This is a genomic window from Mycobacterium sp. IS-3022 (genome assembly GCF_001500065.1).
GTDB lineage: Bacteria > Actinomycetota > Actinomycetes > Mycobacteriales > Mycobacteriaceae > Mycobacterium.
In genome coordinates, this window is sequence record NZ_LQIN01000002.1 from 47,454 (window position 1) to 59,997 (window position 12,544).

A 12,544-nucleotide genomic window follows, 5' to 3' on the forward strand; every position below is an offset into this window, starting at 1 on the left:
GTCAGTCCTTCACCGTGATCGCGCCGGTGGGGCACGAGACTTCTGCGCCGACAAGCTTGTCGCGCAAGTCTTCTCCCGGCTGCTCCTGCACGAGATGTAGACCGTCCTCCCGCACGTCGAAAACCTCGCGGCAAATGCTCATGCATACACCGTTGCCATCGCAGGTATCCAGATCCACTACAACTTCCATCGTCGCTCCTCTGACTCTCACCGCTGCCGATTCGCTGACCTAGCCGTGGGCCGCCTGTGTCGTCGATGACCGTTCGTGGGCTTCTGCACGCTCGCGGGCATCTCGGGCCGCCGGCGAGTACGCGAGGTAGTCCAGCGCCATCTGGGTGTCCGCCTCGGGTCCGGGGTGATGACTGGGCCGCATATACCGAAGCGGCACCGCCACAAGGAAGTTCCACGGGTCGGGCAACAGGTCCTTGCGCGCAGCACGCCGCCAGTCCCGCCAGCGCCATTTGGCGTCGATCGAGTTGTCGTTGGCCATCAAGTATTTAGCCCCCGCAATCCACCAGCCGACGAAAAGCGGCGCGGTCATCAGCATCGAAAATGCTCTGATCCAATAGCTTCCGCTCACGTTCTGGTACACGTCGAATACCAGCGAACGGTGCTCGACCTCCTCGGCGCCGTGCCAGCGCAGCAGGTCCAGCATGACGGGGTCAGCGCCCGCGTTTTCCAGTCCCTTGTTACGCAGGATCCACTGTCCCAGGACCGCGGTGAAATGCTCCAGGGACGCCACATCCGCCAACCGCCGATACAGCCACCACCGCTTCAGCGACCGCGGAAAGAATTTCGGCGGATCACCGAGGGTCACCGACAACGTCCGACCTAGGCGATCTGTGTAGGCAGCGGTGTCAATCCCCTGCTCGGCCAATCGGTCCAACACCACCTGATGTGCCCACGCATGCCAGGACTCCTGTTGGATGAACGGCTTGATGGCCGCCTCCAGCTCCGGGTCGTCGACCAGCGACGACGCCTCGAGGACCGCTTTGATGAAGTGGCGCTCTCCTTCGGGCAGCAGCAGATGCAGCACATTCACCATGTGCGTACAGAACGGGTCATCGGGCACCCAGTGCACCGGCAAATTCGACCAATCGAAGCGAACCTGGCGGCGAAACGCCGGGTGTCCGTCGTGGTGCAGCTCCACCTCAGGCATCGACCGCTCCTACCTTTATCTCGGGTGATGTAGGTGCTCTACACAGGTGGGAGGCCCGGGCTTGGAGAACCGCAATGCAGCTGTTCGCGTCACCGATCGGATCCAAGATATGTGGGATCGCCGAACCATTGATCGTCCAGCCGTCGTGTTTTGCCCGTGACGAGCCACCCATGCAGTATCTGTAGACAGACCGATCTGTCTCTAAACTGCCGGTGCCCCGCGGAGGAGCTTCGGATGGCAACCGATGGCGCGCCCAGCGCCCGCCAGCGATAGTGCGGATTCCTGCCAGCTGGTGCCGTCGTAGCGCTCGCTAATCCGGCGGCGCTCCTCGCCAGGCCACTACGGCCAACGCGATCAACAGCGCTATGAATACCGCCCACGCCGCCAACAGTGTTTCCGGGAAGGTCACGCCATCAGCTCCTCGGAAGAGGGTGGACAACGGTACCGGCCTTGACGATAACGGGGTTGCCCCACCTCGTCACCGACTCCGCCGGAATCACACCCGCTGACACAACATCGGCACTCAGAAGACGGCGAAGCATTTTTGGCGCGCGGGCACGGCCGGCAGAGTATCCCCACAGGTAGGCGAGCGCGGCCCGACGGGACGGCGGTGATACGACGATCGCCATCACGCGACGCCCAACCGTTGCGGTGTCATCGCCAGCCGGCAGCCACAAATCTCGTATGGACCCAAGGTGGCGTCCCGTGTCGTCGTGTACGGACGTGCCCAGCAGAGCGCTCATGATCATTCTCATTTGCGGCTTCCAGGAAGTCGGCTGACCAGACGATCGGCCAACCAGCGTTCGAGACCGGCGATCTCCAGCTCGCGCAGCGGGCGGCGGAGCTTGACCTGCGGGCGAAGTTCTTCGATCTCGTCAACTGGCACTGCCCGGGCTTCGCGCGGATTTACGTCGGTGGCTGCGGTCGCGGCGATGGTCCTCAGCACGGTGCCCAAGACACCGGTCATCCGCGCACCCAGCGCGCGCTGTCCGGTGAGCAGGTGAGTGACGTACGCGCCGTCGTGACGAACCTCCAACGCGAGGTCATCGACCCGTCCCACGGGAATTCCGTCACGGTCGATGACCTGCAGATCGAGAAAATCGAAGCGCATACTGACATAAGGGTTTTCATCGGTGGTCACGAAGTGTCCTTTCACGATCCGGCTCGGGTGAGGACGAGTAATGGGAAGGCGGCAATCGCCACGACTGTGCTGACGACGAGCGTGACGGCTCCGATGGTGTTGGAGATCCTGCCGTTGGCCAGTTCTCCCATCACGGCGCGGTCGTTGCCGACGAGAAAGACCGGTAGAAACGCGAATGGCAGAAGGATCGCGCTGAAGGTGACGGCATAGATGGTCACCGTGATCGGGTTGATGCTCGTCAACGCGAGCGCCACAGCGGTCAACAGCAGAACCAGCATGGTGGTGGTGAATCGAGCCGACCGGACTGGCGGTTGAGTCTTCCCGTACGACCATCCGAAGTACTGGGCGATGTCGTAACCGGTCGCGAACAGCGTCTCCAGCGTCGCGCCGAACGTGGCGGCGAACACTCCGACCAGGGCGATGATCAGACCCACCTTGCCCATCGCGATGGCCACGGGCAGGATGGTCTGCGACAGATGTTCGACGTGGATACCGGCCGGGAAGAACACCAGGAATGCAACCGCCTGTATCGCGACTGCCAGCAGTCCCCCGAGCGGGAAGCCCATCAGAACGTTGAATCGCATTTCCGGCAAATCTGCTCTGCGCCAACGGTTCTCGATCGCACCGGAGGAGAAGAAGAACATCTCGTAAGGTGTCATCTGGGCACCAATGAGCAAGACGGCGAAGAAGAAGTAAACCGGCCAGGTTTCGCCGGCCACCGGGGACGGGGTCGCCGCCGACTGCAGGAGGGCCGACCAGTCCGGACCGAGCTGCCACACCGCGACCACGTACACCAGCATCGTCAGTCCCAACAGCCCGTAGACCCGTTCCATGCCGTGGAAAGAAACGGTCCAGATCAGGACCGCGACGCCGGCAGCGGCCACAGGAACCCACAGAAGGTAGTGCAGGCCGCTGGCAAGTTGGAGTGCCAATGCCACACCGCTGAGTTCGGCCATCACGAGAAGTGCGGTGACCAGAAAAGACCCGATCAACCCACCTAGCGCGTATCGCGGTCCGAGCCGGGAACGCATCAACGAGAACGCGGGGCGGCGGGTAGCGATCGCAATCCGAGCTGACATTTCGGAGAAACAGGCGATGCCGATTACTGCGAGGACTGTCACCCACGCCAAACGCAACCCGAACCGGGCGCCGACCTGGGCGTCGGCGACGAGGTCACCGATATCGATGAAACCGCCGATGGCGGAGAGTGTCCCGAGCGTGAAGCCGAACAAGCGCGACATCTTCACGTCGACAATTCCGTCTGTAATCGTTGCAACGCACCGCTGATGTCTTCCATCGCCGGTGCGGCGAGGGTCACTTCGTTCCATCGGCCGGCATTCGCGTTAATTCGAAGGTTTCCCAGCAGCGACAGCGCTTGCTGACCCACGGCCATCACTCGGGTCCGCAGGCCCAGCGCCTCTGACACCGGCTCGGGCGGTTCATAGGACCGGAAGCGGTCGAGGGTGGCGGCCGAATCTGCTTCAGCTTCGCGGAACGCCACGGCGGCCGCTGTCTTCGTGACACGCCCCTGCTCCACTGCTCCGACCCACAACCGGGTGGAGTCAAGCTGGGATCGCCAGCTTTGCACGGTGGAGGCCGCCTGCTGCCGGTAGCTCGAAAGCGACCGTGGCGGCCAGACGCCGTACCACACGGCCAGGAGCAAAACGAGCAACACACAGGTGACTCCTACCGCCAACCGGGCACCCCGCTTGTCGTGATCAGCAAGCGTCATAGCGGCGAGGGTGAGCGTTGGCGACGCGGCAACAGAATCCGTCTCCTTGGCACCGGAAGCTTCAACAGCGACGCAGATCGCCGCAGCAAACTGCGGCGCTCCACGTGCGGCAAAACGTCGCAAGTCGGCTACCCCTCCGCCGTAGCCGCAAACCTGCGGTGCGCCGCGGCGGCGGTGCTCTCGCTTGGAATCCGCGCCGTGCTCGCCGCATTCGCCTTCGACGTTGTCGGCCGTGAACCCCGCGATCGAGGCGCAGCAGGCACTGGAGTTACCGGTACGGACGGAGCCGGCGCCCGGTTATGAGCGCTGCGCACCCGCCTCGTCAACGCTGGTGGACGCGGCACGCACTCTCATGTCGGGCGCCCAGTGGCGATCCCATTGGTCCACCACAACGACATCTTCAACCGGCTTTCGCCGTACTTTGTGATGGCTCCCGCGCGGCCACCCGGCGGTTACCAGCGTGGCGATCCGCCAGTCTTCGGGAATGCCGACCAGCGCGCGTAGTTCCGACTCACAGGACTCGTGCCACAACGTGACTGCCGCACCGAGGCCGACCGCTCGGGCGGCAAGTAAGAAATTCTGGACCGCGGGAAAGATGGAGGCGCCCTGCTGAAGGTCGCCCGTCCCCCGTTGTGGCTTGATGCAGAACAGGATGCACACCGGAGCGTCGCCGCCGACATGTGTGTGTTCCCATACAGCTCGCAAGCCCCGCGACTTGGGGTCCGCAGCATCTTCGGACGGGACTTCGAGCTTGTAGAAGGCGACCATCGCCTCCCATGCCCGGCGTGCGCCTTTGGATACTGCCGCGCGTGTTTCGGGTGATCTCAGGACGACGAACCGCCAGGGTTGCTGATTCGCGCCAGAAGGCGCCCACGTCGCCGCGGTCAAACAGCGCTGCAGCACCGCGTCGTCCACCGGGTCCTGCCGGTATCTGCGTACTGCCGACGCGCTCGCCATCACTGTCCAGATGTCGGATGTCGTCATGCCGGCGCTACTTTGTCGGCGGTTCGCGGAAGCATGCCTTGCCACGTTCCGCCGCGCACCGGTCCGGTGACCAATGGCAGGTCGAGTGTTGACAGCACCCCGGGTGGTGCGGCAAGCACGGCGGGGATGGCATTCAGTTCGCGCATCACCGTCGCATAAGTCAAGCCTCGCATGTTGTTTCCGCGACCGTGCATCTCAATGTCGACCGTGTAGGTGGGCAGACCGTCGACGATGACGCGGTATCCCCCGTGTGGGGACGGATGTCGCGGCCAGTCCGGTGCCGAACCTTCGCCCATCCTGGTGATGTGCTCGAGTACGACGCGTTCCTCGCTCTCCACCATGCCCGCCAGTTTGAACCGCATCCCGCCCATGGTGCCCGGTTCGATCCATCCCGACGCGACCTCGTAACGCTCAGTGGCCAGCCACTTCTCGATGGTCGTCTCAACGCGATCGAGCGGCAGGCCGACGCCGTCGGCCACCAGATGCACGGTCGGCGCCCACAACGCCGCGAGCCGCTCGGTGTCGAAAAGCGGGGCGGGATGGTCCGGCGGATGCCCGAAACCCATGAAGTCGAACATGATGTCGGGTTGATTGATCGGACCGTAGTCGAGGATCTCGAGCATGGTGATGGTGTCGACGCGGCTGCTGAATCCGGTCATCGTCAGCGCGATGACGTCGTTCGCCCAGCCGGGGTCGACGCCGCTGTTGAAGAAGCTGGTGCCGCCTTCCTCGCACGCCGACGCAATGAGGTCGGCCGTCTCCTTGTCGGCCGCGGGCGGATAGCACATCGGCACCAGCGAGGTGCAGACCACGTTCTTCCCGGCGCGCAGGCACCGTGCGATGTCGTGCGCCGCTTCGCGATAGCGGTAGTCGCCGGAAGCGAAGTACGCGACCACATCGGCGTCGAGCGCCAATGCAGCCTCGATGTCCCGGCTCGCCACGACGCCGGTGTCGGGCATCCCGCAGAGTGCGCCCGCGTCCTTGCCCTCCTTCGCCGCGGCGTGCACGACGACGCCCACCAGGTCGAGTCCGGGGTGCGCGATCAGCGCTCGTAACGCACCCACCCCGACTTGACCCGGACCCCAGAGGATGACCCTCGGGTCATGTTGACCGTCTGTCATGCACACCCTTCCCAGGCAGAGCTCCGAAGTGTGAGAACATACCTTCTCACTCACCGATAACACCATTACCACAGTGCACGACGATGGAGGAGCCGATGACCGATTACCAGTTCTTGAAGTGGGAGACGTTCGACGACGGCCAGATCGTGCGGATCTCACTGAACCGCCCGGAGCAACGCAACGCCCAGAACCGAGGAATGCTGGTCGAACTCGACGAGGCCTTCGCCAGGGCCGAAGCCGACGACACCGTTCGCGTCGTCATCCTCGCCGGCGAGGGGCCGATGTTCTCCTCCGGCCACGACATCGGCTCAAAACAGGCCCGCGCAGAGTTCACCCCCGGACCCGGCCAGCATCCGACCGCGGCCATCAACGGCGGCACCCGCGAAGGTGCGGAGAAGATCATGCTGCAGGAATGGCACTACTTCTTCCAGAACAACCTGCGCTGGCGCAACCTGCGCAAGATCACGATCGCTCAGGTGCATGGCGATGTGTTCTCGGCGGGCCTGATGCTGATCTGGGCGTGCGACCTGATCGTGGGCAGCGAGGAGGTGCGCTTCGCCGACGTGGTCGGGACCCGGCTGGGCATGTGCGGCATGGAGTATTTCGGGCATCCGTGGGAGTTCGGCCCGCGACGCACCAAAGAGCTGATGCTGACCGGCGACGCCATCGACATCGAGGAGGCCTACCGCCTGGGCATGGTGAGCAAGATCTTCAAGCGCGACGAGTTGGCCGACCGCACACTCGACATGGCGCGGCGCATCGCGACCGTCCCGACGATGGCGGCCTTGCTGATCAAGGAATCGGTCAACCAGTCCGTGGACAACATGGGCTTCTACAATGCGCTGCAGGCCTGCTTCACGCTGCACCAGCTGAACCACTCGCACTGGGTCGGGGTGCGCGACGACAAGCGCGCCACCGCCGGCGAGGATCAGGGCGTGCCGAACTGGCGAACCGCTCCCCCGATCGTGCTGTCGGTCAAAGACCAGGTGCGTGCCGAGGCGTGACAACCACCACCCCATCGCCGAACGTCGGCTACCGTCACTCATTCGGCCGCGCAGGCGCGCATTCCCCCACACTCACTGAAGGACGGCCGGTTCAGCCGGTGACCGCTCCGTAGCGGGCATCCGCGACGCGGTCCAGCGCGACTGCCGGCTCGCCGTACACCATGGCCCACCCTCGGACCCGCCGGTAGTACAGCTGGATGTCACCTTCCATCCCGAAGCCGTAGCCACCGTGGATGTGCAGACTGCGACGCGTGGCATCGCGCGCAGTCTCATAGGCGAATGCGAATGCCATAGCGGCCAGTTCGGTGACGCGGTGCGGTTCGTCGGCGAAGGCGCACGCCGCCTCGAAGGCCAGCAGCCGCGCACCGTCGACCGCCGTGGCGCTGTCCGCCAGCGGATGTGACACAGCCTGGAAGGCGCCGATCGGGGTGCCGAACGCGTGCCGCTGTTTGGCGTAGTCGACGCCCATTTCGACGGCCTTCGCGGCGGCACCCACGAGCGCCGCGGCGGTCAGGGTGAGCCACAGGTCGATGGCGCCGGAGAACAGCCGCCGAGCGGCCTCACCATCTGCGAGAACCGTGGCATCGCGAATCACCACGTCCGCCAGCGGTAACGACCCGAGGTTCTCGACGCGATTGCGGTGGCGGGTCGCAACCATGACGAGACGGCCTCCGACCAGCGCCACGACCGCATCGGCCACGGCCCCGCCGGGGACGAGCCCCAACACCTCGCCGTCGCAGACCCGTGGGGCGAAGCTGACGAGCTTGTCGCCCACCATCGCGTCCCGCGCCAGCTCGCCCACACCGCAGGCGGCCAGCAGCCTCGCGGCGACCTGCGCCTCGATGACCGGGGCCGATGCGACCGCCCGGCCGTACTGCTCGGCGATCAGGGCCAGTTCCAGTTCGGAAGCTCCCCAGCCGCCGGCGAACTCGCCGACGGCCATCTCGACGGCGCCGGTCTCCACCAGCGCCGCCCACAACTTCGGATCGAATCCCAGGGGCTCGGCGGCCCGCACCCGTTCGGATGTCGACTCACGCGCGTACATCGACGCGAAGGAATCGAGCAGCTGTCGCTGTTCGCCCGACAGGCTCAGGTCCACGGGATGCACCTCACATGCGAATATGTCGACTCTCAGTTTTGAGAGTAGCATTACCGCGAACAGCCACCGCACGGTCGTCGAGACAGATTGGTTCCCGCTCATGCACTTTCAGTCCGACACCGCGACGGAGAACTTCCGGGAGGGCGTGCGCAGGCATCTCGAGGACGTGCTGACTCCAGACTTCGAGGAACGTATATACCGCAGCGGCGTCGCGCACGACGACGACTTCACCAAAGGTCTCGTCGAGAAGGGTTACTTCGCTCCGAGTTGGCCCGCCGAGTCCGGCGGACAAGATCGCAACTCGTGGGAAGAGCAGGCGCTCAACGAGGAACTCATGCGGACGGATGCGCCCGTGTACCTGGCCGAGACCACCCGCATGGTGGCATCGATCATCCGGGAGATCGGCGCACCTCCGATGAAGGAGCGCATCCTGCCGGGCGCCCTGGCCGGCGACATCACGATTGCGCTCGGCTTCACCGAACCGGAATGCGGATCGGATGTCGCCGCGGCCGCCACGAGGGCCGTGCGGGACGGTGACGGGTGGGTCATCAACGGCTCCAAGATGTTCACCACCAACGGCCACATTGCCGACTATGTTTTCCTCCTGGCCCGTACGAGTCCCGACAAGCCGAAGCACAAGGGGCTCACGATGTTTCTCGTGCCCACGGACTCCGATGGGTTCGAAGCGCAGGCGGTGCGGACCCTGTCCGGCGAGCGTACGAACATCACGTTCTACAGCGATGTGCGCATCGGCGACGAATGGCGGATAGGCGATGTCGACGCCGGTTGGCAGGTGGTGGGCCTGTCGCTGCAGGACGAGCACGCGTCCGGTTGGGGACCACATATCGCTCGGCTACTGCATCACGCCGAGGCTTGGGCGTCGACGGCACCGTCGCAGGACGCACCGCTTCCGATCACGAAACCCGATGTGCGACGGCGGATCGCGCGCGTCGCGATGGAGCTGGAGGTGTCGATGCTGCTACAGCGCCGATGCGTGTGGATGACCGACAACGGCCAAGCTCCAGTCGCCGAGGGGCCGATGTCGAAGGTGTTCTCCACCGAGGCTCTCGTGCGTGCGAGCCAGGACATCGTCGAACTCGTCGGCCCCGATGCGCTGCGGTCTTACTTCGAGCCGACGGCGCCGGAGCGCGGCCGCTTCGAACATCTGATGCGCTTCTCGCTTGGCACCACGATCTACGCGGGCACCAGCGAGGTGCAGCGCACCATCATCGCCCAGCGCGGGCTGGGTCTACCCCGTTAGATCCTTGGGCTTGCGAGCACCGCGGCGGCGCGGTGCGGTCTTTGCGGCGATGGCCTTCTTGGGGCCGCTTGCGGGCGGTGTCAGCGCTTGCAGGCACCATGCCCACAATTGGTCCTCGGACAGTTCTGCGCCCTTGACACCCAGATGGAACACGCCGATTTGTGCGAGCGCGATGAGCGTCGAGTTCAGCAGCGTGGTCAACTGCGCAGGAGTCATGTCCTTGCGGACCAGCCCGGCGCGAGAACACGATGTCAAAATCTTGGTCAACAGCTTCTGGTGTGGCTCCCAGATTTTCGCGAAGTCGGCGGGCCGTTCGATTTCCAGGCTGAGGTTGTAGATCGTCATGACGCGGCCACCGACCTTTTCCGAAGATTCGGCGCGGGACAGGAACCCCCGGCAGAATGCCTCGAGCTGCGCCATCGGCCCCTCGGACGCGGCCGCTGAGACCTCGTGCCGGATGCCCTCGATGAACTGGCTGGTCGCGTTCTCGTAAAGCGCCAACAACAGTTCTTCCTTCCCCGCGAAATGCTGGTAGAAGGCACGCAGGCTCAGATTCGAGCGATCGATGAGGGTCTGGATCGTGAAGTCGGCGCGGCCGGATTCCTCGACCAGTTCGAGGGCCGTGGCCAAGAACCTCGAGCTGCGAGCGAGCGCACGCGCGCGTGCTTGGCTGAGTCGCCGCTCGATCGTTCGTTCCTGCCAGGTGCTCGGCATCTCGAAGTCGGTATCGACGTCGACGAGTTCCAGCTCGGCGTCTGAGTCGTGGGCGGTGCGCTTCTTAGCAGTCATGGTGTCTTGAGAATACTCGTTCCCAGCTTGTTCTTTGTCATCTACCGACACGTGCATTTTGCCGTGGACCCGCGACGGCGCGGTCAGCACCGACCCGATCGACGATGCGATCGCATCCCGACCCGTCGCCAGGGCCCCATGCGGTACTGTTGGAAACAATGATTCTCGATTGCGGAAACATCTGTTTCGTGATTGTGCCGCAAGCCGTTCCCGAAGGAGTGCAGCGTTGAGCGCAGACATCCTGATCGTCTCGCCGGACGACCATCTGGTGGAACCGGCTGATCTGTGGACCAGCCGGTTGCCCGAGCGTTACCTGGACATCGGACCGCGGATCGTCCGACATCGAGGACGGATGGATCCGACAGTCACTTCCGATGTCGCGTTCATCGAGGACGACGACGGTCGTGACGCCGACATCTGGCACTACGAGGATTCGATCATCCCGATCCCGCTCATCAGCGCCGCTGCCGGATATGACCTCGACGAGCTCAGCACCGATCCGATCACCTACGACGAGATGCGCCCGGGCTGCTACCGCCCGGCGGACCGGCTCGCGGACATGGACATCGCCGGTATCGAGGCCTCGGCCTGCTTCCCCAACACGCTGGTCCGGTTCTGCGGGCAACGATTCCTGTACGGCAAGGACAAGGAGCTCGCCCTGCTATGCGTGCAGGCCTACAACGACTTCCAGACCGACGAGTGGAGCGGCAGCTCGGACGGCCGGCTCATTCCGCTCGGCATCATCCCGCTCTGGGATGTCGAGCTGGCCGCCAGGGAGGTAGAACGCGTTGCCGCCAAGGGCATGCCCGCCGTGTGCTTCTCGGAACTGCCTGCCCGACTCGACCTGCCGTCCATCCACAGCGGCTACTGGGACCCGTTCTTCGCCGCATGCGAGCGCAACGACGTCGGCATCATGCTCCACATCGGATCGAGCTCGTCGCTCACCAAGTCCTCACCGGACTCCCCCCACGTCGTCACCAGCGCGCTGATGGCCGTCAACTGCACCATCGCCCTGGTCGACTGGTTGTTCTCGGCCAAGCTGAAGCAGTTCCCCAAACTCAAGATCGCGTTCGCCGAGGCGCAGGCCGGATGGATCCCCTACTACCTGCAGCGCGTCGACGAGGTCTGGGAGGACCGCCGGGCGTGGGGCGGCATCCACCCGTTGCTGACCGAACCGCCGAGCACCCAGGTGCCGGGTCGGGTGTGGTTCTCGACGTTCGGTGACCCGGTCGCGTTCCGCATCCTCGATCTCGTCGGCGAAGACCAGCTCATGTTCGAGACCGATTACCCGCACAACGACACGAACTGGCCGCACAGCATGGACGTCGCCAACAAGGCGACCGAGGGGCTGGACGAAGAGACCAAGCGGAAGGTGTTGTCCACCAACGCCAAGAACTTCTTCGGGCTCACCTGATTTCTCCGCGAAGACCTACCGGGCTTTCCAGTCGGGCTTGCGCTTCTCCAGGAAAGCGCGCGGGCCCTCGATGGCGTCCTTGGTGAGCGCAACCTTCATCCGGTAGTTCTCGGCGAGCAGTTCGGCCTCGTAGATGGGCAGCGATAGGCCCTTGCGCACGGCCATTCGCGATCCTCGCACCGCCAGCGGCGCATTGGAGTTCACGATCTCGGCGATCTCCCAGGCCCGGTCCATCAGCGTGTCGTGCGGCACCACTTCGGTGAACACACCGAGGTCGTATGCGCGCTGCGCGTCGAGGTGTTCGTGCTTGCCCATCAGGATCAGCCGCATGGCCACGGGCAGCGGCAGGATGCGGGCCAGCCTGACCCCTTCGCGCCCGGAGGTGACGCCGATGCTGACATGCGGGTCCATCAGCGTCGCCCGCTCGGAGGCGATGGTGATGTCGGCGGTCGTGACGAGGTCCATGCCCGCACCGCACGCGATGCCGTTGACCGCGCAGATGATCGGTTTGGTCATCTGCAGCCACGGTGGCGTCGCCTCCTGCGGCGCATCCCATTGCCGCATCGAGCTCAAGATGGGATCGCCCTGGTTGTCGATGCCCGGCACGTTCTCCATGTCGTGGTCGGCCGCCTTGTTGACATCCGCCCCGACGCACAGCGCGCGGCCGGCACCCGTCACTATGACGGTCCAAATGTCCTGCGAGCGTTCGATTTCGGCGTACACCTCGGTGAGCTCGGCGATCATCTCGTCGTTGATCGCGTTGAGCACCTCCGGCCGGTTCAGGGTCACGCAGGCGGTATGCCCAGTTACCTCGAACGTGATCGTGTCGTAGTTCTTCAT

The 12,544-nt window shown here is 64.5% G+C and carries 13 protein-coding genes; 3 read left to right on the forward strand and 10 right to left on the reverse strand.

Annotated features, from left to right (window positions below; genetic code table 11):
* Position 1 precedes the first annotated feature (1 nt).
* From AU188_RS03515 to AU188_RS03545, 7 genes are all read right to left on the reverse strand, one after another.
* The gene (locus AU188_RS03515; RefSeq protein WP_059162343.1) at positions 2-190 is read right to left on the reverse strand and encodes a ferredoxin; all 189 of its coding nucleotides are present in this window, start codon (positions 188-190) and stop codon (positions 2-4) included.
* Between the two features lie 39 nt (positions 191-229).
* Positions 230-1,159, reverse strand: a complete 930-nt coding sequence (locus tag AU188_RS03520; protein WP_059162344.1) for a metal-dependent hydrolase — start codon at positions 1,157-1,159, stop codon at positions 230-232.
* A gap of 751 nt (positions 1,160-1,910) precedes the next feature.
* The gene (locus tag AU188_RS03525) at positions 1,911-2,300 is read right to left on the reverse strand and encodes a hypothetical protein (RefSeq protein ID WP_156426565.1); all 390 of its coding nucleotides are present in this window, start codon (positions 2,298-2,300) and stop codon (positions 1,911-1,913) included.
* 11 nt (positions 2,301-2,311) lie between these two features.
* On the reverse strand, positions 2,312-3,541 hold the full coding sequence (locus AU188_RS03530; protein ID WP_059162468.1) for an NRAMP family divalent metal transporter: 1,230 nt from the start codon (positions 3,539-3,541) through the stop codon (positions 2,312-2,314).
* Positions 3,542-3,543: 2 nt separating this feature from the next.
* Complete coding sequence (locus AU188_RS03535) at positions 3,544-4,032, reverse strand: hypothetical protein (protein ID WP_172799386.1); 489 nt, start codon at positions 4,030-4,032, stop codon at positions 3,544-3,546.
* A gap of 297 nt (positions 4,033-4,329) precedes the next feature.
* Positions 4,330-5,016: a nitroreductase family protein gene (locus AU188_RS03540; protein WP_059162347.1), complete on the reverse strand. Its 687-nt coding sequence runs from the start codon at positions 5,014-5,016 to the stop codon at positions 4,330-4,332.
* The gene (locus AU188_RS03545) at positions 5,013-6,137 is read right to left on the reverse strand and encodes an NAD(P)H-dependent amine dehydrogenase family protein (RefSeq protein WP_059162348.1); all 1,125 of its coding nucleotides are present in this window, start codon (positions 6,135-6,137) and stop codon (positions 5,013-5,015) included. The genes AU188_RS03540 and AU188_RS03545 overlap by 4 nt, the downstream gene beginning before the upstream one ends.
* A gap of 95 nt (positions 6,138-6,232) precedes the next feature.
* Between AU188_RS03545 and AU188_RS03550 the strand changes: the two genes are divergently transcribed.
* Positions 6,233-7,141 carry an enoyl-CoA hydratase gene (locus AU188_RS03550; protein ID WP_059162469.1) on the forward strand — a complete coding sequence of 303 codons (909 nt, stop codon included), beginning with the start codon at positions 6,233-6,235 and terminating at the stop codon, positions 7,139-7,141.
* Positions 7,142-7,232: 91 nt separating this feature from the next.
* Here AU188_RS03550 and AU188_RS03555 read toward each other — a convergent pair whose 3' ends face one another.
* Positions 7,233-8,240, reverse strand: a complete 1,008-nt coding sequence (locus AU188_RS03555; RefSeq protein WP_059162349.1) for an acyl-CoA dehydrogenase family protein — start codon at positions 8,238-8,240, stop codon at positions 7,233-7,235.
* A gap of 100 nt (positions 8,241-8,340) precedes the next feature.
* Between AU188_RS03555 and AU188_RS03560 the strand changes: the two genes are divergently transcribed.
* Positions 8,341-9,501, forward strand: a complete 1,161-nt coding sequence (locus AU188_RS03560) for an acyl-CoA dehydrogenase family protein (protein WP_059162350.1) — start codon at positions 8,341-8,343, stop codon at positions 9,499-9,501.
* On the opposite strand, the gene AU188_RS03565 is transcribed toward AU188_RS03560, so the two are convergent.
* Positions 9,490-10,290 carry a TetR/AcrR family transcriptional regulator gene (locus AU188_RS03565; RefSeq protein ID WP_059162470.1) on the reverse strand — a complete coding sequence of 267 codons (801 nt, stop codon included), beginning with the start codon at positions 10,288-10,290 and terminating at the stop codon, positions 9,490-9,492. The genes AU188_RS03560 and AU188_RS03565 overlap by 12 nt on opposite strands.
* Before the next feature lie 226 nt (positions 10,291-10,516).
* On the opposite strand from AU188_RS03565, the gene AU188_RS03570 reads away from it, so the two are divergent.
* Entirely contained in the window at positions 10,517-11,704 is a 1,188-nt protein-coding gene (locus AU188_RS03570) for an amidohydrolase family protein (protein ID WP_059162351.1), read from the forward strand.
* 15 nt (positions 11,705-11,719) lie between these two features.
* On the opposite strand, the gene AU188_RS03575 is transcribed toward AU188_RS03570, so the two are convergent.
* Positions 11,720-12,544: an enoyl-CoA hydratase/isomerase family protein gene (locus AU188_RS03575; RefSeq protein ID WP_059162352.1), complete on the reverse strand. Its 825-nt coding sequence runs from the start codon at positions 12,542-12,544 to the stop codon at positions 11,720-11,722.

Bases quoted from the DNA above. Each gene is read 5' to 3' on its own strand.
- AU188_RS03515 (WP_059162343.1), bottom strand. From the start codon at position 190: ATGGAAGTTGTAGTGGATCTGGATACCTGCGATGGCAACGGTGTATGC.
- AU188_RS03520 (WP_059162344.1), bottom strand. From the start codon at position 1,159: ATGCCTGAGGTGGAGCTGCACCACGACGGACACCCGGCGTTTCGCCGC.
- AU188_RS03530 (WP_059162468.1), bottom strand. From the start codon at position 3,541: ATGTCGCGCTTGTTCGGCTTCACGCTCGGGACACTCTCCGCCATCGGC.
- AU188_RS03535 (WP_172799386.1), bottom strand. From the start codon at position 4,032: ATGACGCTTGCTGATCACGACAAGCGGGGTGCCCGGTTGGCGGTAGGA.
- AU188_RS03540 (WP_059162347.1), bottom strand. From the start codon at position 5,016: ATGACGACATCCGACATCTGGACAGTGATGGCGAGCGCGTCGGCAGTA.
- AU188_RS03545 (WP_059162348.1), bottom strand. From the start codon at position 6,137: ATGACAGACGGTCAACATGACCCGAGGGTCATCCTCTGGGGTCCGGGT.
- AU188_RS03550 (WP_059162469.1), top strand. From the start codon at position 6,233: ATGACCGATTACCAGTTCTTGAAGTGGGAGACGTTCGACGACGGCCAG.
- AU188_RS03560 (WP_059162350.1), top strand. From the start codon at position 8,341: ATGCACTTTCAGTCCGACACCGCGACGGAGAACTTCCGGGAGGGCGTG.
- AU188_RS03565 (WP_059162470.1), bottom strand. From the start codon at position 10,290: ATGACTGCTAAGAAGCGCACCGCCCACGACTCAGACGCCGAGCTGGAA.
- AU188_RS03575 (WP_059162352.1), bottom strand. From the start codon at position 12,544: ATGAAGAACTACGACACGATCACGTTCGAGGTAACTGGGCATACCGCC.